This is a genomic window from Bradyrhizobium sp. SZCCHNGR1005, from assembly GCF_032489995.1.
Lineage (GTDB): Bacteria > Pseudomonadota > Alphaproteobacteria > Rhizobiales > Xanthobacteraceae > Bradyrhizobium.
Window position 1 is genome coordinate 248,182 of the sequence record NZ_JAUEZC010000004.1, and the last position, 22,227, is coordinate 270,408.

The following is a 22,227-nucleotide window of genomic DNA, read 5'->3' on the forward strand; positions in this document are numbered from 1 at the left end:
TACCACGGCATCTTGGTCCAGGCTTCAACCGATCTTGGATGGCGCCAGTCATCGGCGGGGCGACGCGACCCCAGCAATATTCCACGCATCGCGCAGTTCCCAGCCAAGGGGGCGTCGAACCAAACCGGCAACCAACAAAAAGGCCGGCGCGAAGCCGGCCTTTCCGAGAAGAGGATTTGCGCGTTTAGTAGCGGGCAATGATCGGGCCGCCGAAGCGATAGTTCAGCCGAACCAGGCCGATATCGGCATCCTGTTTGATGCGATCGCTGGCAGAAAACGCGCCAGCCGGCGTGACCGAGTCGACGGTATGCCGGCCAAGGAAGAGGTGGTCATATTCGACGCCCACCGACCAATTCGGAGCAAAGCCGTATTCAAGGCCGACGCCGATGGTTCCACCCCAGCGGGTGTTGTCAGCGGAGTCGACGAGGGTGCCCACAACGTTGAAGGTCCTGAACCTGTCTCCGACAACCGCGACGCCGCCCTTCCCATAGACCAGAACATTGTTCCAGGCGTAGCCGACCTGGCCGGTGATCAGGCCGAATGCGTTGATCTTGGACTGATCGGTGAGGCCTGCGGCAACAAGCGCGGTGCCGCCCAGCAGATTGACGTTGCTGCCACGGAAGTTGGCCCAGTTGCCCTGGCCTTCGACGCCGAACACCCAGCTCGCCATCTGCCAGCGATAGCCGATCTGGCCGCCGGCCGTCGCACCGGTCGCGTCGTGGCAACCCTCGTCCAACGGTGTCGCCAGCGTACCGAAGCCTGCGGTGGAAACCAGATCCCAGCACTTATGGCTCGAACCGCCGCCGGCGTTGATGCCGATGTAGAAGCCGCTCCAGTCATAAAGCACCGGCGCAACCGGAGGTGGGGCTTTGGTGTATGGACGTGCAGCGAGGTCGGCGGCACTTGCAGGCGTGACCAGTCCCAGGGCGATCAAGCTCACGGCACCAAGTAAAATCTTTCTCATCAGAAGTTCTCCCGCATTGCGCGCTTTCATTTGGGTCCCCCGGAAAGCGCCAACTAACAAATCTGTCCGACCGCCGAGGCGGCTTGTCATTGCTTGTGTAGGATACGCGATTCAACTCAAAATGCTGTCGCTAAAAAGCCACACCCTGGTCGCGAAATGGGAGTTCTGATGGCATCATAAGTTAATGAAAGTGCTTAAGTATCTGGGATGCCATGGAACTTCATTCCGGTTCCCGGCGGGAATTTGGTCAAATTTCGCCTCAAACGGGAACTCTACGCATGGTTGTGGGAATAGGATTCGAACAAAGCTGGAACGTGGCGCGACGGCTTGCTATATGTGGATAATCAAGGAGAAGGCGGGTCGCCGGCGCGACAAGCGTATAGGGTCCGCCGACTGAGGAAGGACCCCAGCCGCCGCATGCCGATCGGCCGGTGGGCACCGGTCCAGGAATTCGAGCCGCGGGAGAGTGTGATGGCGGGAAGTGTGAATAAAGTGATTCTGGTGGGCAATCTCGGCAAGGATCCCGAGATTCGGCGCACCCAGGACGGGCGGCCGATTGCCAATCTCAGCATCGCGACCTCGGAGACATGGCGCGACAAGGCGACAGGTGAGCGCAAGGAAAAGACCGAGTGGCACCGCGTCGTCATCTTCAACGAGGGGCTTTGCAAAGTTGCCGAGCAGTATCTGAAGAAGGGCGCGAAGGTTTACATCGAGGGCGCGCTGCAGACCCGCAAATGGACCGATCAGAGCGGCGTCGAGAAGTACTCCACCGAGGTGGTGCTGCAGGGGTTCAACTCGACGCTGACGATGCTGGATGGCCGGGGCGGCGGTGGCGGCGGCAGCTTTGCCGACGAGCCAGGCGGCGATTTCGGCATCGGTGGGCCGTCATCCGCACCAGCGCCGCGCCGGCCGGTTCCGGCCGGTGGCCGCAACAGCGACATGGACGACGACATTCCGTTCTGATCGCCGGCGGGGCGCGTTGAGAAACGCGGGTCTGGCGCCGCATTTTCCTCGACCGACGAGCGCCTTAAGTCACTGGAAAAACGAACAGAAAAAGCCGCCCCTTCCGTGCGGGGAGGGGTGGTTTGCGGGGCTGCGATGCGCTATATGATTCGCATCGATTTCCGCGTGCAAAACTGACCGGATCCCCAATTGTCCGACACTGAAGATGAGAAGCCCGGCGAGCCGGGCGGACCTTCCGACATTCGCCCCGTCTCCATCCTCGACGAGATGAAACGCTCCTACCTCGATTACGCGATGAGCGTGATCGTGGCGCGTGCGCTGCCTGACGCGCGTGACGGGTTGAAGCCGGTGCACCGCCGCATCCTGTACTCGATGTACGAGCAGGGGCACACGCCGGACAAGAAATACGTGAAGTCCGCCCGCGTGGTCGGCGACGTCATCGGTAAATATCACCCGCATGGCGACCAGTCGATTTACGACGCCATGGTCCGCATGGCGCAGGACTTCTCCATGCGCGTGCCGCTGATCGACGGCCAGGGCAATTTCGGCTCGGTCGACGGTGATCCGCCGGCAGCCTATCGATACACGGAAGCGCGGCTGGCGAAGTCGGCGATCCCGCTGCTCGACGACATCGACAAGAACACGGTCGACTTCGCTCCGAACTACGACAACTCTGACAAGGAGCCGTCGGTCCTTCCGGCCAAGTTTCCGAACCTGCTGGTCAACGGCGCCGGCGGCATCGCGGTCGGCATGGCGACCAACATCCCGCCGCACAATCTCGGCGAGGTGATCGACGCCTGCGTGGCGCTGATCGACAATCCCGCGCTCACGATCGACGAACTGATCAACATCATCCCGGGCCCGGACTTCCCGACCGGCGGCATCATTCTCGGACGCGCCGGCATCCGCTCCGCTTACCATCTCGGCCGCGGCTCGATCGTGATGCGGGGCAAGGTGACGATCGACACGATCCGCAAGGATCGCGAGGCGATCATCATCTCGGAGATCCCCTATCAGATCAACAAGGCCACGATGGTGGAGCGCATCGCCGATTTGGTGCGCGAGAAGAAGATCGAAGGCGTCGCCGATCTGCGCGACGAGTCCGATCGCGAGGGCTACCGCGTGGTGGTCGAGTTGAAGCGCGATGCGGTACCCGACGTGGTGCTGAACCAGCTCTACAAGTTCACGCCGCTGCAGACGAGTTTCGCCGCCAACATGCTCGCGCTCGATGGCGGCCGACCGCAGACGATGAACCTGAAGGATTTCCTGACGCTGTTCATCGCCTTCCGCGAACAGGTGGTGACGCGGCGGACCAAATATCTGCTCGGCAAGGCCCGCGACCGCGCCCATATCCTGGTCGGTCTTGCGGTTGCGGTGGCCAATATCGACGAGGTCATCCGGGTCATCAGGACGTCGCCCGATCCCGCCACGGCGCGCGACGCGCTGATGTCGCGCGACTGGCCGGCGCGCGACGTCGAGTCCATCATCACCTTGATCGACGATCCGCGCCATCGGCTTGCCGACGACGGCACGATCCGGCTGTCGCTGGAGCAGGCCAAGGCGATCCTCGACCTGCGCCTGCAGCGGCTGACGGCGCTCGGCCGCGAGGAGATTTCGGACGAACTCGACAAGCTGAAGATCGAGATCAACGACTATCTCGATATCCTGCGCTCGCGCGCCCGTGTCCAGGGCATCATCAAGACCGAACTCGCGGCCGTTAAGACCGAGTTCGGCACGCCGCGCAGGACCGTCATCATCGAGCAGGAAGGTGAGGTCGAAGACGAGGACCTGATCCAGCGCGAGGACATGGTGGTGACGGTATCGCACGCCGGCTACGCCAAGCGCGTGCCGCTGTCGGCCTATCGCGCCCAGCGCCGCGGCGGTAAAGGCCGCGCGGGCATGCAGACCCGCGAGGAGGATTTCGTCAGCCGACTGTTCGTGGCCTCGACCCATACGCCGGTCCTGTTCTTCTCCTCGCGCGGCCAGGTCTACAAGGAGAAGGTCTGGCGGCTGCCGGTCGCCGCCCCCAACGGGCGCGGCAAGGCGCTGATCAACATCCTGCCGCTGGAGCAGGGCGAACGCATCACCACCATCATGCCGCTGCCGGAGGACGAATCCTCCTGGGCCAATCTCGACGTGATGTTCGCCACGACGGGCGGCAATGTCCGCCGCAACAAGCTGTCGGATTTCGTCGAGGTCCGCCGTTCCGGCATGATCGCGATGAAACTCGACGAGGGCGAAGAGATCGTCGATGTCCAGATCTGCACCGAGCGCGACGACGTGCTGCTGACCGCCGCCGGCGGTCAGTGCATCCGCTTCCCGGTCAATGACGTCCGCGTCTTCACCGGGCGCACCTCGATGGGCGTGCGCGGCATTGCGCTGCCATCGGCCGACAAGGTCATCTCGCTGTCCATCCTGCGCCACATGGAGGTCGACTCCGAGGAGCGTGCCGCTTACCTGCGCCGCGCCAATGCCGTGCGCCGCGGCGGGGCCGATGAGGAGACGGGGATCGATACCGAGGAGGCAGCAGCCGGCTCGACCGTCGAACTCGGCGAGCAGCGCTATGTCGAGATGTCGGCGGCGGAGCAGTTCGTGCTGACAATCAGCGAGAACGGTTATGGCAAGCGGACCTCGTCGTTCGAGTACCGCACCACCGGTCGCGGCGGAAAGGGCATCGTCGCGATGTCCGTCAATGAACGCAATGGCAAGCTCGTTGCCTCGTTCCCGGTCGAGGACGCCGACCAGATCATGCTGGTGACCGACAAGGGCCAGTTGATCCGCTGCCCGGTCGAGGACATCCGGATTGCCGGCCGCTCGACGCAGGGCGTGATCGTGTTCAACACCGCCGACGACGAGAAGGTGGTCTCGGTCGAGCACATCGGCGAGGAGTCGGAGAACGGCGCCGGCGGAAACGGCCACAGCGACCAGGGAAACGGGGATCAGGCGAATAGCGAGTAGCCGAATGGTGAACAGGGAGGGCGAGCAGGATCGAGCCTATTCGCTACTCCCCATTCGCTATTCGCAGATGTTCGCTGCAGCTTGTTTCACTGCGGCTTGTCGACCGCCACGACCCGTGCGTCGTTAACCACTGCCTTCGTTCCCGCGGTGCGTAGGCACGCCGCCTCGAAATTCGGCCAGGCTTGCTCCGAGCAGCCGCGACCGATCGGGCGGATGTCGAGGCGGTCGCTTTTGGCGAGCGGCTGCGGCACGCTGGCTTCGACCTTCGGGGCGAAACCGGGCAGAATGGTCAGGGCAGCAGCCACGAACGCGGCCACCGCGATGGCAGAAAGCGCTTTGATCACGACGATCCCCTGTCGAGGGCCGTTCTGGCCCTTGTTGTGGAGGTTGAATACAAAGTGCGGGTTTCTAGTCTCCTTCGCAAAAGCCTGAAAATGGTTTCATCCCGTTAGGATTTGTTTCTTGGCGCCGCGGCGGGCGAAACAAAGGGCGGCTTGCCGGTCGTTTGCAGCGGGTATAGGAGGGGCCTATGCCGCGCATTGCCCTTTATCCCGGATCTTTCGATCCCGTCACCAACGGCCATCTGGACGTGGTCCGGCAGGCCGTCCACCTCTGCGACCAACTCGTCGTCGCGGTCGGAGTCCACTCCAGCAAGAAGCCGCTGTTCTCCACCGAGGAGCGGCTTGCCATGGTGCGGGAGGCGTTCGGCCCCGTTGCGGCACAGGCATCCTGCGGCTTCGACGCCACCACCTATGACAATCTTACGGTGACGGCGGCGCAAAAAGCCGGAGCGATCCTGATGATCCGCGGCCTGCGCGACGGCACCGATCTGGATTACGAGATGCAACTCGCAGGCATGAACCAAGTCATGGCGCCGGGAATCCAGACCGTGTTCGTCCCGGCCTCCGTCGCCGTCCGTCCGATCACCGCCACACTGGTTCGTCAAATCGCTGCCATGGGCGGCGATGTATCGTCTTTCGTGCCGCCATCCGTCGCGAGCAGCCTCGCCGCCAAATTTCGCTGATACGGCACGTCGCGCGCAATCACCGACTTCCGTCCTCCACCCTCCGGAGTTTTCATGATCCGAGCTATCGCCGTTATCTTCGCCCTCGTCTTTGCCGTTCCGGCCTTGGCGCAGTCGCTGCCCGCAGGGCTCGACAAGCAGAACGCGCTCGTCATCGACACCACCAAGGGCCGCATCGTCATCAAGCTGCGCACCGACCTCGCCCCGCAGCACGCCGAACGATTGAAGACGCTGGCGCGCGAAGGGTTCTACAACAACGTGCCGTTCCACCGCGTCATGGACGGCTTCATGGCGCAGACCGGTGACGGTCAGAACTTCAACGGCACCGGCGGCTCGAAATACCCGAACCTGAAGCAGGAATTCTCGAACGTGCCGTTCAAGCGTGGCACGGTCGGCATGGCCCGGCGCGGCGACAGCGTCGATTCCGCCAATTCGCAGTTCTTCATCTGCTTCGGCGATGCATCGTTCCTCAATGGCCAATACACCGTCGTCGGCGAGGTCGTGCAGGGCATGGACGTGGTCGACAAGTTGAAGAAGGCGCCGTCCGGCTCGTCTTCGGGCAGCGTCACCGATCCCGATAAGATGGTGAAGGTCCAGGTCGCAGCGGACATGAAATGACTTCGAGTGACTTGGCGCGCGGCACCCGCGGGTTGAGCGGTGCCGCAGTCCGGCCTGCGCCGGTGCGGGACCACACCGGTGCAGCGCGCTTAACGAAATCTTTGCCAAGCGGCCCGGCTCTTGGTACGCCGACCGACAATGCCATTTATCGAGATATGGGCCAGTGCGATTGCACGCCCGCGGGCATTTAAGTTCCCCCTTCGAACGAGTTCCCGTATCCCGTCGAACTCAAACCATTGAGAGACAAGCATGGCTGTCACCGAAAACACCTTGATCCTTGAGACCACCCAGGGCCCCGTGACCATCGAGATGCGCCCGGATCTGGCACCCAACCACGTGGCGCGGATCAAGGAGCTGGTGCGGGAAGGTTTCTATGACGGGATCGTGTTCCATCGCGTCATCGACGGCTTCATGGCTCAGACCGGCTGCCCGCAAGGCACCGGCACCGGCGGCTCCGGCAAGAAGCTGAAGGCCGAATTCAATGCGGAGCCCCACGTGCGCGGCACGGCCTCGATGGCCCGCGCGGCCAGCCCCGATTCCGGCGACAGCCAATTCTTCATCTGCTTCGACGACGCCCGCTTCCTGGACAAGCAGTACACGGTCTGGGGCAAGGTCACCGAGGGCATGGAGAACGTCGACAAGATCAAGCGCGGCGAGCCGGTGCAGAACCCGGACAAGATCGTCAAGGCGTACATGGCCGCAGACGCGCAGTAATGGATCGATCCTCATGGTGAGGAACGTGCGCCGCACGCGTCTCGAACCATGAGGCCCCAGACATCCCGGCCTCATCCTTCGAGACGCCCGCCGGCGGCGGGCTCCTCTGGATGAGGGTCGGCTTGGTGCCGAGCCAACGATGCGCACCGAACTGTTCGACTTCCATCTTCCGCCCGAAAACATCGCCCTGCGGCCGGCGAGCCCGCGGGACTCTGCGCGCATGCTGGTGGTGCAGGGTGATGGCGTGCTGCGCGATCGGCTCATTAGCGATCTGCCGGACTGGCTCGAGCCCGGTGACCAGCTGGTCGTCAACGACACCAAGGTGATCGCAGCGCAACTGTCAGGCCGCCGGATCGGGCGCGAGACCGAGCCGAAGATCGAGGCCACGCTGATCAAACGGCTCGATGGCTCGCGCTGGCAGGCACTGGTGCGGCCGGCCAAAAAGCTCGCACCGGGCGATACGATCCGGTTCGGCAATGAGGGCAGGGTGTGCCTGCTGGGGCACCTGGACGCGTCCGTCGAGGCCAAAGGCGCCGAAGGCGAGGTAACGCTGTCGTTCTCCTTCCATGGCCCGATGCTGGACCAGGCGATCGCGGACCTCGGCCGACCGCCGCTGCCGCCCTACATCGCCGGCAAGCGCGCCGCCGATGAACGTGACGCCGACGACTATCAGACCATGTTCGCGGCGAAGGAGGGGGCTGTCGCTGCGCCGACGGCAGGCCTGCATTTCACGCCGACGCTGGAAGAGCGTTTGCGCGCCCGCGGAGTCGGGCTGCAGCGGGTCACGCTGCATGTCGGGGCCGGCACCTTCCTGCCCGTGAAGGTCGAGGACACCGAAGGCCATAAAATGCATGCGGAGTGGGGCAGCGTGTCAGAAGCGACCGCTGCAGCACTGAATGAGGCGCGCGCGCGAGGCGGCCGCATCGTGGCCGTCGGCACGACCTCGCTGCGGCTGTTGGAAAGCGCGGCCAGAGGCGATGGCACGATCGCAGCCTTTGAAGGCGAAACCTCGATCTTCATCACGCCGGGCTACCGCTTCCGCGCCGTCGACATCCTGCTCACCAATTTCCACCTGCCGCGCTCGACGCTGTTCATGCTGGTCTCGGCCTTTTCTGGGCTCGACGAGATGAAAGCGGCCTACGCACATGCGATTGCGAGCGGCTACCGCTTCTATTCCTACGGCGATGCGTGCCTGCTGTTCCGCCGCGGTGAAGAAGATGTGCGGAGTCCGTAGGTATCGCCCCAGACGTTGGCTCGTCATTGCGAGCGAAGCGAAGCAATCCAGTCGTGCCGCGGGAAAAGAACTGGATTGCTTCGTCGCCTTCGGCTTCTCGCAATGACGCGCGGGTGTCGTTACGCCATCACGCGTTCCGGCAGCAGCTCCGCGATCTGCACCGCGTTCAGCGCGGCGCCCTTGAGGAGCTGATCTGCCGAGACGAACATCGCGATCGAATGCCCGGACGGATCGGAGAGGTCCTTCCTGATCCGGCCGACCAGCACGTCATCCTGGCCGGAGGCGTCGACCGGCATCGGGAAGTAGTTCTTGGCGCGATCGTCGACGATGCGCACGCCGGGTGCGGTGGCAAGAATGCGCCGGACGTCGTCTTCCGAGATGGGCTTCTCGCATTCGAAGGTGATGGCTTCGCAATGGGCGCGCAGCACCGGAACGCGCACGCAGGTGACGCCGATCGCGATGGTCTCATCCTCGAAGATCTTCCGGGTCTCGTTGATGACCTTGGTTTCTTCGTCGTTGTAGCCGGTCTCCGGATCGATCGCCGTGTTGTGGCTGAACAGGTTGAAGGCGTAGGGATGCGGCATCACCTTCGGGGCATAGACCTGCCCGTTGAGATTGGCGCGGGTCGACTGCACGAGCTCGTCCATGGCGGCCGCACCGGCGCCGCTGGCGGCCTGGTAGGTCGAGATGATGACGCGCTTGATCCGGTTCTTCTGATGGATCGGCCACAGCGGCACCAGCGCGGTGATGGCGGCGCAATTCGGATTGGCGATGATCCCCTTGTGGTCCCGAATGCGGCCCGCGTTGATCTCCGGGATCACCAGCGGCACGTTCGGGTCCATGCGGAAGGCTGAGGAATTGTCGACCACCACGGCGCCTGAGCGCACCGCGATCGGTGCGAACTTCCTGGAGATGCCGCCGCCGGCCGAGAACAGCGCGATATCGACGCCCTCGAACGAGCGCTCGTTGAGCTCCTCGATGGTGACCGTCTGGCCGCGGAAATTCAGGGTCTGTCCGGCCGAGCGGGCGCTCGCCAGCGCCTTCAGCTTGCCGACGCGGAAGTTGCGGCGGTCCATGGTGGCGATGAATTCGGCGCCGACAGCGCCGGTCACGCCGACAATGGCAACAACGGGGTCGTTCTTCACGTCTCTGTCTCCAGTTGGAATTTAGGCAATAAAAAAGCCCCGGACCTTCATCAGGCGGGGCTTCGGTTCGAAGATGTCGCGGCTAGGTTCGTCTACGCGCGCACGCCTCCCGAGGCCCTGCTGGGCTTGGTGGTTTTCGTCGTGCGTTTGGTCGCGGTGAACATGGCGCAGGACCATAGTGGCGGCGGGAACCGCCGTCAACGGACTTTGTGACCGGAATTGGGCTCGACCAGGTTGAAACCGGCTCCGCGCTGACGCAATAAACCCGTCATGAGCCTCCCAGAAGACACCAGCCTTCCCAATCATTTCGAGCTGCTTGCGACTGACGGCGCTGCGCGCACCGGCCGCCTCACCACGCCGCATGGCGTGGTGCGAACGCCCGCCTTCATGCCAGTCGGCACGGCGGGTGCCATGAAGGGGATCCATTGGCGCGAGGTCCGCGACGCGGGCGCCGACATCGTGCTGGGCAACACCTACCACCTGATGCTGCGTCCGGGCGCGGAGCGGATCGCGGCGCTCGGAGGCCTGCAGCGTTTCACCGGCTGGGGCGGGCCGATGCTGACCGATTCCGGCGGCTTCCAGGTGATGTCGCTATCCGAGCTCCGCAAGCTGACGGAAAATGCCGTTACGTTTCGCTCCCATATCGACGGCACCAAGATCGAGCTGTCGCCGGAGCGCGCCATCGAGGTGCAGCGCCTGCTCGGCTCCGATATCGCGATGCAGCTCGACGAGTGCGTGCGGCTGCCGGCCGGGCGCGACGACATCGAGCGCGCGATGCAGCTGTCGCTGCGCTGGGCCGCGCGGTGCCGCCGCGCCTTCGAGACTGCGCCGGCCGGATACATGCTGTTCGGTATCGTGCAGGGCGGCGACGTCCCAAGCTTGCGGGAGACGAGCGCACGCGGCCTGGTCGAGATCGGTTTCCACGGCTATGCGATCGGCGGCCTCGCGGTCGGTGAGCCGCAGGCGGTGATGCTCGCGATGATCGAAGCCACGGCGCCGGTGCTGCCCGCCGACCGGCCGCGCTATCTGATGGGCGTCGGCACGCCGGATGACTTGCTGGAGTCGGTCAAGCGCGGCATCGACATGTTCGACTGCGTGCTGCCGACCCGCAACGGACGGCACGGCGTCGCGTTCACCCGTTTCGGGCCGGTGAATCTGCGCAATGCGCGCCACGCCGACGACCCGCGTCCCCTCGATGAGGAGAGCCCGTGGCCGGCGGCGCGCAGCTATTCGCGCGCATATCTGCATCATCTGGTCAAGGCGGGCGAGACGCTCGGTGCGATGCTTCTGTCGGAGATCAACATCGCCTACTATCAGCAACTGATGGCCGGCATGCGCGGTGCGATCGCCGCCGGCACTTTCGCTCAGTTCTATGCTGAGACGCGCGCAAACTGGTCACGCGGTGATATCGCCGCGCGATGACACTCCCAGCTGATGGAAGCCGGCTCAGGACGACAGGGCAGCGCAGGCGAACCGCTTGTGGACGACGTGCTTGGTCACAAAGCCGTAACCGCAGGTGTCGCAGGTCCAGAGATAGCTGATCGCGTTATCGGCAAGATAGGCAGACGCTTCGGCCGCAATCATGGAATCTGCACAGACCGGACATGTCGGAAGATCGCTGCCGCGCGGATTTGGCCTCGGCGTGCTGGTCGACATGAGTTCAGCAAGTGCTGACATGGTGACCTCCGTTGCGATCTTAGAGCGGGGATCTCAAGCGTTGCGATCTCTCAAAGGTGGAGACGTCGAGCGTGGGATCGCGTTCTTGCGACCGATCAGCGCGTCAGCGCCCGACATCGTGGTTACTATACACTCAGATGTTTGACCTTGTCGCAACACAAATACGTTGTTTTTGCGTAATTTAGCCGCGACAAGTTGTGCGCCGCAGCGGCTCTCATGTCGCAGAAACGTGCTTGCGCAGTGCAACACCCTGTCCAATGATGCGTTACGAAAACTTAACCTGTCGCGCCTGCGCGCAAGGAGTGTCTCAATGGATGCGTCATCTGCTGCCGAAAACACGCCGCGTCCGGGCCGAGGACGCGTGTTCGACTCGATTGTCGACGCGATCGGAAACACGCCGATTGTGCGGCTGCGAAGGCTGCCGGAGCAGCACGGCGTCAATGCAACGATCCTTGCCAAGCTGGAATACTTCAATCCAGCCGCGAGCGTGAAGGATCGCATCGGCGCGGCGATGATTATCGCGATGGAGAAGGCGGGCATCATCAACAAGGACACCGTGCTGATCGAACCGACCTCGGGAAATACCGGAATTGCGCTGGCTTTCGTTGCGGCGTCGCGCGGCTACCGGCTCAAGCTCGTGATGCCGGAATCGATGTCGATCGAACGTCGCAAGATGCTCGCCTTCCTCGGTGCAGAGCTGGTACTGACGCCCGCCGCACAGGGAATGAAGGGCGCGATCGCGACTGCCGAGGAGCTATTGAGAACCACTCCGAATTCGGCGATGCCGCAGCAGTTCAAGAATCTCGCCAATCCCGAGATTCATCGCCGCACCACCGCCGAGGAGATCTGGAACGACACCGGCGGCAATATCGACGTCTTCGTCGCGGGCGTCGGCACCGGCGGCACGATCACCGGCGTCGGGCAGGTGCTCAAACCGCGCAAGCCGTCGTTGAAGGTGGTGGCCGTCGAGCCGGAGGAGAGCCCGGTGCTGTCAGGCGGGATGCATTCGCCGCATAAGATCCAAGGCATCGGCGCCGGCTTCGTCCCGGACATTCTCGATCGCTCCGTGATTGATGAGATCGTCAAGATCAACAGCACGACGGCGATCGAGACCTCTCGTGCACTGGCCCGCAACGAAGGCATCCCCGGCGGCATCTCCTCGGGCGCGGCGATCGCCGCGGCACTTGCGATCGGCAAGCGGCCGGAGAGCGCGGGCAAGACCATTCTTGCGATCGTGCCGTCCTTCTCCGAACGCTATTTGTCGACTGCGCTTTTCGAAGGAATGTGAATGATGGCGAACCAACCGCGACGTCCACGCACGCTCGCCGACGCCCGCACGGAAGCCGAGGCCGCGTTCAAGAAGGTCACGACCAAACCCGTCGAGGCACCGCCGAAAAAGGCGGCGATCCCCGGCGTCAAGGAGCAGGTGACCTTGCGGATCGACCAGGACGTGCTCGAGCATTTCCAGGCCGGAGGCCCCGGCTGGCAGGACCGCATCAACGCCGCGCTGCGCAAGGCCGCAGGCCTGTAAGGGCAAAGATTAGCCGCTCAGCAGGTCCGCGCTCTTGCATACCAGTTGCGACTACCTGCGCAGTGCGCCGCCGAGGACGCCGCCCATCATGCCGCCGATGAAGGCCGCACCGGCGGCGTTGCCAGCATTGTCCGGCGGCGGGTTGCGGTACACCGGCGCGGCGCTCGGCGGCGGGGCGCTGCCGGCTGCGACATTGCCGCTGGGCCTGGCACGGCGAGGCTTGGCTGCGGGGGCGCTCATCGAAGCCGTTGCCGGGGCGGGCTGCGGCTCGGCGAGCAGCGCCTTGTGTTGCAGCCTGGTCAGATAGCCTGTCGAAGGATAACCGCGTGCCGCCTGCCAGCGCTTGACGACCCCTCGGGTCTCGTCATCGAAGATGCCGGTCATCTTGGTGTCGAAGCCAAGGCCGGTCAGACGGCGCTGCACGTCGCGCCGCTTGCTCTTGTCGAGACCGATCTGATCCTCGCTGACCTGGCTGCCTTCCTCGGTGAACACAGCGGGATCGACCCCCTTGGCGACGTTCCGCGTGGCATTGTTCGCGGCGCCGCTTTCGATCGAGGCGATGCGAGCGAGTGCCAGCGTCTTGAACTGGCCGTTGGGATAGGTCGAGAGGTAGGCGTTGAGCTCTTCCGGCCTGTTGGAGTCCTTCACCGAGCGCCAGAACTCGAGCTCGGCCTCGGCATTGGCCGAAGAGGCGGCATTGGCCGGAACATTGCCCGGGATGGCAGCCGCGCTCGTTGCCGGCGTTGCAGCGGGATTGAGATAAACCGCGCCGATCAGATTGGTATGGCCCCAGGGCAATTGGCCCTTGCTGGTCTCCTCGTTGACCTGGGCGCGCACCTCCGTCATCGCCTGCTGGATTTCGACGCCTGGCTGGGCGATGTGGGCGATCAGGGCGCGGGTGAACGGGCTGTTGGCGCCGGCCTCGCCGTCGAGCGCGGTCTGGCCGGGGCCGGTGGCGAATGCGATCAAGGTGCCTTCACCCGATTTCATTTCGGCAAGGCCCGTCTGGACCGCGACGCTGCGGGTCGGCGAGTTCGACTTGATCTTGGCAGCGAACGGATTGTCGCGGCAGGCGTCGAGGAAGACCAGCTTGACCTTGGCATCGCCCATCGTCTGATCGAGCGTCACGTCGATGTTGATGGCGGAGCCGAGCTTCACGTCCATCTCGGATTTCAGGTCGGCATCGACCGGCAGCAGGTAGTTGGTGCCGGAGATCGCAATGCCGTGCCCGGCATAATAAAACACCGCGATATCGGCGCCCTGTGCCTTCCGGCCGAAGTCGAGCAGCTTTTCGGTCATCTTGTCGCGGGTGAGATTGGAGCCCTCGACCACGTCGAAACCGACATTGCGCAGGGTTGCGGCCATGGCCTTCGCATCGACCGGAGGGTTCGGCAGCGGCGCGACGTTCTTGTAGGCGCCATTGCCGACCACGAAGGCGACACGCCGATCCGCTTTGGCAGCTTCCGCCGTCAGCGCCATGCAAAGCAGCGACAGACCGATGGTGAGACAACGCATCAGGACATCCCCCAGGAGAAGCGAAGTGATCACTGCGACATTAGTCGCGGCGGACGCGAAAAGGTCTCGTCGCCGATGCCAAAAAAATCGATCGAGACTTGATTTTTGCGCAGCTGTTGCGCGGAAATTCACGTTTCCGGGGACGCGGCTATGTGATCGGATCACACGCGGGGAGCCGCAATGAGGGATGTTCGCGCGACCTCAGCTCCGCGCGCGCACGGCGACCGGCTGTGCCGGCCGCAAGTTGAGCAGGTTGCCGCCAAGGATCAGCGCCGCCCCCAGCAAGGTAAATGCATCGAGCTGTTCGGCATAGAGCAGCCAGCCGGCGGCCGCGGTCAGCGGTACGCGCAGGAAGTCCATGGGGACCACGATGGTGGCATCCGCATAGAGCATCGCGCGCGCCATGCAGAGGTGCGAGAATGTGCCGCAGATCGCGATCACGACAATCCAGCCCCAGATCGTGGCCGAGGGCGAGGTCCAGAGCGCCAGCGTCGGCACCAGGCCCGCCGCGGCCTGGATCGAGAGCATCCAGAAGATGATGGACACGGTCGGCTCGGTGCGGGTGAGGGACTTCACCAACACGATCGAGATGCCGAACCCCATCGCCGCACCAAGTGCGATCAATTGGCCGGGGTTGATGGCACCCGCATCGGGACGAACGATCACGAGCACCCCGATCAGGCCGAGCATGATGGCGGAAAGCTTGTAGATCGTGAGCCGCTCGCCAAGAAAGCTCGCCGCGAGCAACGCAGTCCAGATCGGCATGGTGAACTCGATCGCGACGACCTGACCGATCGGGATCAAGGTAAGCGCGAAGAACCAGCCGAGTTGAGCGACGTAATGCACGAGATTGCGGGCGATGTGCTGGGGCAACCGCCTGGTCCGCAAGGTGGCGGGACCGCCGCCCAGCCAGACCAACGGCGACAGCATCACAAGGCCGAGCAGGCAGCGCAGCTCCATCAGCTCGAACACATTGAGCTCGCGCAGCGCTTCACGGCCGGCCACGGCCATCACCAGCATGAAGCTGAGCCAGCCCGTCATCCATGAGGCGGCCATCATCTTGGAAGCAGGTCGGTGCATGGGCGGGAAGGGAAGGTGACTGCCTGTAACAAGGGCAGGGCTGTATCGCCTCCCAGGTATAGCTTGCAAACGAAATCGGCAGATGTGCCGCAATCAGGCGGGCAATGGAACTGGCAGTGGCGTAACAAAAGCATGGAATGCGGACGTGTTCCGTCCTAAAGCGGGCGCTCCGAGCAGGCCAAAAGAATATCCAGAAGAGACAATCACGACATGTCCGACCGTCCCACCTCCGCCGATTTTCTCACGGCGTTCGCGACCGGCTGGCCCGAGAAGGAGCCGCATCTAATGGTGTTGTCGCTGACCACGCACAAGGGCGTGCAGGACTTCGCCATGACCAAGGAGCAGGCGCTCTTGATTGCGAAGACGATCAAGCAGACCGCGGCGCAGCTGGCCACGCCAAAGGCGGGGACGCCGCTCCGCGGCTAGGCTCGCTCAGCGCGACAACGAGATATTGGCGCCGCGGAACTGGCTGTCGGCGCGGATCGAGACCGACTGCCGGTTGCCGCGCGTTGCGAGCGTGATATTGGCGTTGAAGCCGGCAGCGCTGGCGGCTAGCTGGAAGTTGCCGCCGCCGCCACGGCCCTGGAGCATGCCATTGATGCCGCGGCTCGATTCGCTCCAGCTGCCGGAGATCGCAGAGCCCTGTGCCACGACGTTGGCGGAGAGATTGAACTTATAGGCGTCGCTCGCGCAGGTCAGCGACAAGTTCAAACGCGGACCAGATACGGCGTAGCTGGCGCGGCAGCGGATCCGCTCCGTCGAGCCGTCCTCGAGCGCCACCGTGCCGCTGCCATGCCAATTGCCGGCCATTCCAGTGAAGGGGCCGGGGTCGGCGTGACTGGGAGCGCTGAGACCGCTCGCACCAAAAAAGACGGCGGCTGTCATGAGCCGCCGAACCGTCTTCAAACTCGAAAAACGCGTGTTACAGCCGCGACGCCTGCCAGCGTCCGCTGCACGGAATGCCCGCTGAAGCGCCATTCCACTTACCCGAACCGGAATTGCCATTGAGCTGACCATTTGCGTATGCCCCGTTGATCGAGACCTTAACCAGGCCTTCCCGCCCAATCGAACCAGAGACGTTGGCACCCGGCGCCGAAATTCTACCGTCAGCGACGGTCAGGGTCGAGCTTGCGGAGGGCTCACAGCTGCCGCTATTGGTCACAATTGTAACCTGCCATTGTCCATCATAGGGGGATTGGGCAAAAGCAGGGGCCGCAGCACTGCCGGCCAAGATGGTCGCCACCAAAGCCATTCCGATGCGATCAAGACGCATGAATCAGTTCCTCAAATGTGAGTGATGGCTTCAGCTTATTTGGAAAAATTGTGACGAAAGTTTGCCGCAGTGCGGCGGTAAAAATTTCACGAATAATATCAATATGATAAAGATTAATCGTCTTATCGGGCCAGCGGCATCCGAGCCAAGCTCAGGGCCGCAATTGGCGCGTCCCTACTTGAATACCGCGCTGGGCTTTGCGTGGGAAGCCAGATTCCGGGCGGACGCATGCGCAAACTGCGCGTGCGCCAATCGCCTTCGACGTGCTGCCTTCAAGACGGCGTGAGGCTCGGGGCCTTGGTGGCGAACTGCTCATCCTGCGGCTTGGCGGGGATGGAGCCATGCGCCTTGGCGTAATCGATGACTTGGCCGAGCAGCTTCAATCCGAGCGGGGCAAGCGCGCGCTCCCACAATTCGCGGGCCGTCTCGCCCTTCTTGACGAAGCACCAGTCCTGGGCGGCAATGGCGCCTGCATCCATGCGCTCGGCGAGGTGATAGATCGTTCCGCCCGCGACCGGGTCGCCCTCCTTGATCGTCCATTCGACCGCGGCCTTGCCGCGGTGACGGGGGAGGAGCGAGGGATGGTAGCCGATGCCGCCGAGCTTGGCAGCGGCCACGGCCGCTTGCGCGACGCGGGCATGGCTATGCGCCGTGACGATCAACTCGGTCCCCGGCGCGATTTCTTCCGGAGTGACGAGGTGCGGATCGGCCTGGACGACGACTTCGATGCCGGCGGCGCGGGCTGCGGCGGCCAAGCGGTCCTCGCCATCATGCACGACCACGCGCGCGATCTCGACGTCCTTGTCCCGCAACATGTTCAGTGTGGCCACACCGAAATGGCGGGAGCCGACGAGGGTGATACGCATGATGGATTTGTCTTCCGAGGTTGAATTTCGACGGGGCAGGCCAAGGACGGATGACGGCGGGGCTAGAGGAGTGGATCGGACCTCGCGCCCTGCCGGCGCAATATCCAGGCCCGTACCAAATCCAAAGCCCCACGACCGTCAACGAGATAGCTCGCTCGGTCAAATCAATCCTGGACCCGCTCGTCAAGCAGCTCGTGCTTTTTCATCACAGGTCCGCGCTGCCGGTTGCAGGCCGAAGCAAATCGAACGGCCGAGAAGGCGGCGCGAGCGGAAATGGCTCACCGGAGCAGGTGCGGGCGGCCGGCAGATCGCGGAGACGTGGAGAATTGGGATGCGCAGCTTGGGCGTCGAATCGTCCAGTCGCTTTCCTGATTTCTTAGAACAATTCGTTAAATTATTGAGGGTAGTATCAAATCGCCGCGACCGCCGCGCGGCCAAATAGCCGGGTGCCGCCCTGTCACCTGTTCCCTGGGGCCTGCGCGCCCGGTTATTTGCCGCTCGCCAATCCTACTATTTCAGCGCGGTCTGCCGCCCGGTCTATAGACCGAGCGCCTCGCGCAGCGGCCCAAGGAACTTCTCGTATCGCTTCCAGCTTCCAACCGAGCGGCGGTAGAGCGGCTCACGCACCTGCATCAGGCTCGCGGTGCGCACCGCGCGCTGGGTGCTGTGGAAATCGCGGCAGGCGTCTTCCCATTCCAGGCCGCAATGGGTCAGCACGCCGCGCGACGTGACCTCGAGATCGTCGACCAGGTCCTCATATTGGACGTCCATCAAGACGCCGGGCGGAAGCACCTTGTGCCAATGCGCCATCACGGCCTCGTAACCCCGGTAGTAACGGCCGAGCTCGGTCAGATCGTAAGCGAAGGGCTGGCTGCCGGTGAACAGCAGCGAGTAGCAGGAGACGCAGGTGTCGAGCGGATCGCGCCTGACATGGATGATCTTGGCGTTCGGAAGCGCGGCATGGATCAGGCCGACGAACATGAAATTGAGCGGCATCTTGTCGACGATGCGCTCGGCTTCCGGCGCGAGCGCCCGTACCCGCGCGGTGTACTGCTGCCCGAGCTCCGTCATCTGCTCCGGGGCGAGCAGAGTGATGAGTTCGGGATAGGCCGGGAGGACGCGCTGGCGCTTGGCGCATTCGCCGATCAGGTCCTTGAAGGTCTCGAGTTCGCCGGCCCCGAACACCTTGGAATGGCTGGCCAGCACCTGTTCCATCAGCGTGGTGCCGGAGCGCGGCATGCCGACGATGAAGATCGGCGACCAGGAGGCGTCGCCGTGCCCTGCGGTCGACCGGAAGAATTCCGGCGTGAACTTGGTGGCGATATTGGCCATCGCCGCCAGCCGCTGGCCTTCATCATAGTCGAAGGTTTTTCGCTTCAGCGCATTGCCCTTCTGGAGATGGGCGAATGCGGCGTCATGGTCCTTCAGATCGGCCAGTGCCTTGCCCATCGCGAAATGGGCGGCAATCTGCTTTTCCTGGTCGAGCAGATCGACGCGGCCGAGCAGGCGGTGCAGGCCGGGCAGGCGGCGGTCGTCCGGCTTGAACTTCGCCATGTTCGCGAGGTTCAGGTGGATCGGAGCCTCATCCGGCGACAGTTCAAGCGCGCGTTCGAAGGCCGCAGTCGCTTCGTCGAATCGGCCGAGTGCCTGATAGGCCACGCCGAGATTGTTGTAGGATCCGAAGCGATCCGGTTTGATCTTGAGGGCGAGCAGGTTCTGCTCGATCGATTCCTCGAGGCGGTTGAGCTCGAGCAGCGCGTTGCCGAGATTGCCATAGGCATCGGCATATTCCGGCCTGCTCGCGATGGCCTTCTTGTAATGCTCGATGCCGCGCTCGGGATGACCTTGCCGCAACAGGACATTGGCGATGTTGTTGTGGGTCTCGGCGTGATGCGGGCTATAGTCGAGAACCTTCAGGTAGCATTTCGCCGCCTCGATGTCCTTGCCTTCGGCATAGTGCAGGTTGCCTAGCGCGAAATGCGCGTCGAGGTGCTGGGGCTTCAGGGCAATCGCCCGCTTCAGCATCGCCATGGCTTCGTCGCTCTTGCCCTGGCTCTGCAGCGTCATCGCATAGGCGTAGAGGATGCCAGGATGATCGGGCGCGAGTGCCAGCGCCTTGAGATAGTAGCCGACCGCAGCCTCGAACCGGCCAGCCGAGGCTTCGACCGCCCCGAGGCTGCCATGCGCCTCGGCGGAGCGCTCATCGATGGATGCCGCCTGGAGAAAATGACGCCTGGCCTCGTCCAGACGATTGGCCTGCGTGCAGATCGTTCCGAGGCCGACCAGGGCGCCGAAATGATCCGGCTGACTCGCCAGGATGAAGCCGAACAGTTTCTCGGCATCCTCGTGGTCGCCGCGTTGCTGCAGCTTCTTCGCGACGGTGAACGCTCGTTCGGCCTCCGCCTTCAACGCACCCTGCCGGGCGACGAGATCGATCGGGCGCGCGCGGTTGGGCTCGGCGATAACAGGCGCAACGACATTGCTCGGCGCGGGACGAGTGGCCTCTTCTTGCGTGACCGCGGCAGTGTCGGTGGGCGCGATGCTCGGACCGAGCGTGTCGAACAACGGCTTGAGCCGATCGCCGTAGAGTCGCCAACGGCCGACCGAACCGGTGAAAAGCGGCTGCCGGACTTGGACCAGGCTCGCGGTGTTCACCGGCCGCTCGGTCTGATGGAACGAAAGACATCGGGCGTCCCAGTCAAGGCCGCAATGCGCTACGATGCGGCGTGCCTCGGTCTCGAGGTCACGCACCACGTCTTCGTAGGTGACTTCCAGCATGACGCCGGCCGGCAGCACCGCGCGCCAATGATCCATGAGCGCATCATAGGCCCGATAATAGCGTCCGAGTTCAGCGAGGTCATACGCAAAGGGCTGCGGCTCGGCGAACAGGATCGAATAGCAGGAGAGGCAGGTGTCGATCGGATTACGCTTGACGTGAATGATCTTCGCACCCGGCAGCGCGAGATGGATCAGACCCGCGAACAGAAAGTTCGAAGGCATCTTGTCGACAATGCGCTCGGCTGCCGCATCCAGACCGGCGAAACGTGCCAGATAGGCCTTGCCAAGCTCGCGCAGATCGCCATCGGACATTCTTGCAAGCATTTCCGGATATTCGCCGCGCGTGCGATCGGCGAACAGCTCCGTACTGGCGGCAAAATAATTGACTTCCCCGGCACCCTCTGCCGCAGGATGGCTGGCCAGGATCTGTTCGATCAGGCTCGTGCCTGAGCGCGGCATGCCGATGATGAAGACTGGCCGATTTGAGGGCTCGCCCGTTCCCGACCGGGCCTCGATGACGTCTCCGTTGAAGACGCTGCGGATGCGCTCCAACTGCTGAAGGGCTTGGTTCTCGTCATAGCGGATGCGTCGGCGCTCGAGGCGGTTGGCCGTGTGGAAATGAAAGAGTGACCGCTCTGCGTCCTTGATATCGGCGTAGGCCCGGCCCAGCGTGAAGTGCAGCACGATGCGCTCATGCTCAGCCAGCGTCTCCTCGCGCCGCGCCAGATCCTGTAGAGAGGGCCAACGCGGGTCGTCGGCCATAAATCGCTTGATCGCCGCGTAGTTGAGATGGATGCCGGCATTTTGCGGCGCGATCCTGAGGGCAGTCTCATAGGCCGATGCGGCCTCGTCCAGCCGGCCGGCGATCATCAACACGCTGGCGAGATGATTGAGCGTCTTGGTATCCCGCGGCGCGTGCGCAAGGGCTGCCTGGTAGCTGGCCACGGCATCGTCGAAACGGTTCATCGCCCGCATGGCGTCACCGCGATTGCGATAGGCATCGGCATAGCCGGGCTGCTGGCGGATCGCCTCGTCATAATGTGCAATGGCCTCACGATGCGTCCCGCGCGACTGCAGCGCGTTGGCCAGATTGTTGTACGCCTCGGGAAAGATGGGGCGTTCGGAAATGGCGCGCTCGTAGTGGAAGACGGCGGCGGGCCAGCTGTTCGTCTCCAGATAGAGATTGCCGAGATTGAAATGAGCGTCCGCCGATTGAGGGCTCAGCGCGAGCGCCTGTTGAAAACTGCGGATCGCGGCGTCGAGCTGCGCGGTCGCGTGATAGCAGCCGCCGAGATTGAGCAGCAGGGCCGGCGCCTGAGGGTCGATCGAAAGCGCGCGCTGGTAGTGTGTAATCGCATCGTGATGACGGTCGAGCCGCCGACAGGCATCTCCAAGTCCGGCGAAGCCCGCCGCAAGATTCGGCCTGAGCGCGATTGCGGTCTGGTGACAGGAAATCGCGCGTTCGAGTTGTCCGAGCTGTTGGTAGCAGAGTCCAAGGCTATTGTGCGCATCGGCATGGCGGTCATCGATCGCAATGGCGCGTTCGAAGTGCGACGCTGCATTGGCGGCGTCGCCGAGATTGGCATACGCCTTGCCGACCATCAGATGTGCGTCGGCGGATTGGTCGGCGAGATCGGCGGCCCGGCCAAGCAGCCGGCGAGCCTCGTCCGTATCGCCGCGCTGGAGGCGGATCATTGCGAGGCTGCAGAGTGTTCGGACGTGGCGAGGCTGCACGGCAAGAAGCTGGCGAAAAGCCTGCTCCGCCGCCTGCAAGGTGCTTTCCTCGGTGCCCGGACTGATGGAGGGGGAATGGGTAGGCGACGTCGAAATCAGACGTGGACGGAAAGCTACGGCTTGGTCGGTCATGAGAATGATTTGCCACGAGGT

General features: G+C 63.5%; 20 protein-coding genes. 10 read left to right on the forward strand and 10 right to left on the reverse strand.

Annotated features, from left to right (window positions below; all coding sequences use genetic code 11):
• Nucleotides 1–184: 184 nt before the first annotated feature.
• Entirely contained in the window at nucleotides 185–964 is a 780-nt protein-coding gene (locus tag QXZ85_RS18910) for an outer membrane protein (RefSeq protein WP_315704090.1), read from the reverse strand.
• A 471-nt stretch (nucleotides 965–1,435) separates the two neighbouring features.
• Between QXZ85_RS18910 and QXZ85_RS18915 the strand changes: the two genes are divergently transcribed.
• The gene (locus tag QXZ85_RS18915) at nucleotides 1,436–1,927 is read left to right on the forward strand and encodes a single-stranded DNA-binding protein (protein ID WP_315704295.1); all 492 of its coding nucleotides are present in this window, start codon (nucleotides 1,436–1,438) and stop codon (nucleotides 1,925–1,927) included.
• A gap of 189 nt (nucleotides 1,928–2,116) precedes the next feature.
• Nucleotides 2,117–4,885, forward strand: a complete 2,769-nt coding sequence (gyrA, locus tag QXZ85_RS18920; RefSeq protein WP_316174618.1) for a DNA gyrase subunit A — start codon at nucleotides 2,117–2,119, stop codon at nucleotides 4,883–4,885.
• Nucleotides 4,886–4,971: 86 nt separating this feature from the next.
• Here the strand turns inward: gyrA and QXZ85_RS18925 are convergent, their stop codons facing one another.
• A complete protein-coding gene (locus tag QXZ85_RS18925; RefSeq protein ID WP_315704088.1) occupies nucleotides 4,972–5,229 on the reverse strand; it encodes a hypothetical protein in 258 nt (85 codons plus the stop codon).
• A gap of 185 nt (nucleotides 5,230–5,414) precedes the next feature.
• Here QXZ85_RS18925 and coaD point away from each other — a divergent pair, with 185 nt between their 5' ends.
• From coaD to queA, 4 genes are all read left to right on the forward strand, one after another.
• A complete protein-coding gene (coaD, locus tag QXZ85_RS18930; RefSeq protein ID WP_315704087.1) occupies nucleotides 5,415–5,909 on the forward strand; it encodes a pantetheine-phosphate adenylyltransferase in 495 nt (164 codons plus the stop codon).
• 54 nt (nucleotides 5,910–5,963) lie between these two features.
• Nucleotides 5,964–6,527 (forward strand): peptidylprolyl isomerase, encoded by a 564-nt coding sequence (locus QXZ85_RS18935; protein ID WP_315704086.1) that lies wholly within the window; start codon nucleotides 5,964–5,966, stop codon nucleotides 6,525–6,527.
• 249 nt (nucleotides 6,528–6,776) lie between these two features.
• Nucleotides 6,777–7,241, forward strand: a complete 465-nt coding sequence (locus QXZ85_RS18940) for a peptidylprolyl isomerase (RefSeq protein WP_315704085.1) — start codon at nucleotides 6,777–6,779, stop codon at nucleotides 7,239–7,241.
• Nucleotides 7,242–7,380: 139 nt separating this feature from the next.
• On the forward strand, nucleotides 7,381–8,475 hold the full coding sequence (queA, locus tag QXZ85_RS18945; RefSeq protein ID WP_315764170.1) for a tRNA preQ1(34) S-adenosylmethionine ribosyltransferase-isomerase QueA: 1,095 nt from the start codon (nucleotides 7,381–7,383) through the stop codon (nucleotides 8,473–8,475).
• 119 nt (nucleotides 8,476–8,594) lie between these two features.
• Here the strand turns inward: queA and QXZ85_RS18950 are convergent, their stop codons facing one another.
• On the reverse strand, nucleotides 8,595–9,620 hold the full coding sequence (locus tag QXZ85_RS18950) for an aspartate-semialdehyde dehydrogenase (protein WP_315765052.1): 1,026 nt from the start codon (nucleotides 9,618–9,620) through the stop codon (nucleotides 8,595–8,597).
• 270 nt (nucleotides 9,621–9,890) lie between these two features.
• On the opposite strand from QXZ85_RS18950, the gene tgt reads away from it, so the two are divergent.
• Complete coding sequence (gene tgt, locus QXZ85_RS18955) at nucleotides 9,891–11,042, forward strand: tRNA guanosine(34) transglycosylase Tgt (RefSeq protein ID WP_315704082.1); 1,152 nt, start codon at nucleotides 9,891–9,893, stop codon at nucleotides 11,040–11,042.
• A 24-nt stretch (nucleotides 11,043–11,066) separates the two neighbouring features.
• Here the strand turns inward: tgt and QXZ85_RS18960 are convergent, their stop codons facing one another.
• Nucleotides 11,067–11,297, reverse strand: a complete 231-nt coding sequence (locus QXZ85_RS18960; RefSeq protein WP_315704081.1) for a hypothetical protein — start codon at nucleotides 11,295–11,297, stop codon at nucleotides 11,067–11,069.
• 310 nt (nucleotides 11,298–11,607) lie between these two features.
• Here QXZ85_RS18960 and cysK point away from each other — a divergent pair, with 310 nt between their 5' ends.
• The gene (gene cysK, locus QXZ85_RS18965) at nucleotides 11,608–12,585 is read left to right on the forward strand and encodes a cysteine synthase A (protein WP_315764175.1); all 978 of its coding nucleotides are present in this window, start codon (nucleotides 11,608–11,610) and stop codon (nucleotides 12,583–12,585) included.
• A gap of 3 nt (nucleotides 12,586–12,588) precedes the next feature.
• Nucleotides 12,589–12,828 carry a BrnA antitoxin family protein gene (locus tag QXZ85_RS18970; RefSeq protein WP_315767914.1) on the forward strand — a complete coding sequence of 80 codons (240 nt, stop codon included), beginning with the start codon at nucleotides 12,589–12,591 and terminating at the stop codon, nucleotides 12,826–12,828.
• Between the two features lie 51 nt (nucleotides 12,829–12,879).
• Here QXZ85_RS18970 and QXZ85_RS18975 read toward each other — a convergent pair whose 3' ends face one another.
• Both QXZ85_RS18975 and QXZ85_RS18980 read right to left on the reverse strand, forming a co-directional pair.
• Complete coding sequence (locus QXZ85_RS18975) at nucleotides 12,880–14,343, reverse strand: caspase family protein (RefSeq protein ID WP_316174621.1); 1,464 nt, start codon at nucleotides 14,341–14,343, stop codon at nucleotides 12,880–12,882.
• 201 nt (nucleotides 14,344–14,544) lie between these two features.
• The gene (locus QXZ85_RS18980; RefSeq protein ID WP_315704077.1) at nucleotides 14,545–15,423 is read right to left on the reverse strand and encodes a DMT family transporter; all 879 of its coding nucleotides are present in this window, start codon (nucleotides 15,421–15,423) and stop codon (nucleotides 14,545–14,547) included.
• 210 nt (nucleotides 15,424–15,633) lie between these two features.
• Between QXZ85_RS18980 and QXZ85_RS18985 the strand changes: the two genes are divergently transcribed.
• Nucleotides 15,634–15,849: a hypothetical protein gene (locus tag QXZ85_RS18985; RefSeq protein ID WP_315704076.1), complete on the forward strand. Its 216-nt coding sequence runs from the start codon at nucleotides 15,634–15,636 to the stop codon at nucleotides 15,847–15,849.
• A 6-nt stretch (nucleotides 15,850–15,855) separates the two neighbouring features.
• Here the strand turns inward: QXZ85_RS18985 and QXZ85_RS18990 are convergent, their stop codons facing one another.
• The 4 genes from QXZ85_RS18990 to QXZ85_RS19005 all read right to left on the reverse strand — a co-directional run bounded on the left by QXZ85_RS18990 (nucleotide 15,856) and on the right by QXZ85_RS19005 (nucleotide 22,206).
• Nucleotides 15,856–16,308, reverse strand: a complete 453-nt coding sequence (locus QXZ85_RS18990) for a hypothetical protein (RefSeq protein ID WP_409977496.1) — start codon at nucleotides 16,306–16,308, stop codon at nucleotides 15,856–15,858.
• Between the two features lie 37 nt (nucleotides 16,309–16,345).
• Nucleotides 16,346–16,696: a hypothetical protein gene (locus QXZ85_RS18995; protein WP_315704074.1), complete on the reverse strand. Its 351-nt coding sequence runs from the start codon at nucleotides 16,694–16,696 to the stop codon at nucleotides 16,346–16,348.
• A gap of 272 nt (nucleotides 16,697–16,968) precedes the next feature.
• Nucleotides 16,969–17,562, reverse strand: a complete 594-nt coding sequence (locus QXZ85_RS19000; protein ID WP_315704073.1) for a formyltransferase family protein — start codon at nucleotides 17,560–17,562, stop codon at nucleotides 16,969–16,971.
• Nucleotides 17,563–18,099: 537 nt separating this feature from the next.
• Nucleotides 18,100–22,206 (reverse strand): sulfotransferase, encoded by a 4,107-nt coding sequence (locus QXZ85_RS19005; RefSeq protein WP_316174623.1) that lies wholly within the window; start codon nucleotides 22,204–22,206, stop codon nucleotides 18,100–18,102.
• Nucleotides 22,207–22,227 lie beyond the last annotated feature (21 nt).

Bases quoted from the DNA above. Each gene is read 5' to 3' on its own strand.
- QXZ85_RS18910 (WP_315704090.1), bottom strand. From the start codon at position 964: ATGAGAAAGATTTTACTTGGTGCCGTGAGCTTGATCGCCCTGGGACTG.
- QXZ85_RS18915 (WP_315704295.1), top strand. From the start codon at position 1,436: ATGGCGGGAAGTGTGAATAAAGTGATTCTGGTGGGCAATCTCGGCAAG.
- coaD (WP_315704087.1), top strand. From the start codon at position 5,415: ATGCCGCGCATTGCCCTTTATCCCGGATCTTTCGATCCCGTCACCAAC.
- QXZ85_RS18935 (WP_315704086.1), top strand. From the start codon at position 5,964: ATGATCCGAGCTATCGCCGTTATCTTCGCCCTCGTCTTTGCCGTTCCG.
- QXZ85_RS18940 (WP_315704085.1), top strand. From the start codon at position 6,777: ATGGCTGTCACCGAAAACACCTTGATCCTTGAGACCACCCAGGGCCCC.
- queA (WP_315764170.1), top strand. From the start codon at position 7,381: ATGCGCACCGAACTGTTCGACTTCCATCTTCCGCCCGAAAACATCGCC.
- tgt (WP_315704082.1), top strand. From the start codon at position 9,891: ATGAGCCTCCCAGAAGACACCAGCCTTCCCAATCATTTCGAGCTGCTT.
- QXZ85_RS18960 (WP_315704081.1), bottom strand. From the start codon at position 11,297: ATGTCAGCACTTGCTGAACTCATGTCGACCAGCACGCCGAGGCCAAAT.
- cysK (WP_315764175.1), top strand. From the start codon at position 11,608: ATGGATGCGTCATCTGCTGCCGAAAACACGCCGCGTCCGGGCCGAGGA.
- QXZ85_RS18970 (WP_315767914.1), top strand. From the start codon at position 12,589: ATGGCGAACCAACCGCGACGTCCACGCACGCTCGCCGACGCCCGCACG.
- QXZ85_RS18975 (WP_316174621.1), bottom strand. From the start codon at position 14,343: ATGCGTTGTCTCACCATCGGTCTGTCGCTGCTTTGCATGGCGCTGACG.
- QXZ85_RS18980 (WP_315704077.1), bottom strand. From the start codon at position 15,423: ATGCACCGACCTGCTTCCAAGATGATGGCCGCCTCATGGATGACGGGC.
- QXZ85_RS18985 (WP_315704076.1), top strand. From the start codon at position 15,634: ATGTCCGACCGTCCCACCTCCGCCGATTTTCTCACGGCGTTCGCGACC.
- QXZ85_RS18990 (WP_409977496.1), bottom strand. From the start codon at position 16,308: ATGACAGCCGCCGTCTTTTTTGGTGCGAGCGGTCTCAGCGCTCCCAGT.
- QXZ85_RS18995 (WP_315704074.1), bottom strand. From the start codon at position 16,696: ATGCGTCTTGATCGCATCGGAATGGCTTTGGTGGCGACCATCTTGGCC.
- QXZ85_RS19000 (WP_315704073.1), bottom strand. From the start codon at position 17,562: ATGCGTATCACCCTCGTCGGCTCCCGCCATTTCGGTGTGGCCACACTG.
- QXZ85_RS19005 (WP_316174623.1), bottom strand. From the start codon at position 22,206: ATGACCGACCAAGCCGTAGCTTTCCGTCCACGTCTGATTTCGACGTCG.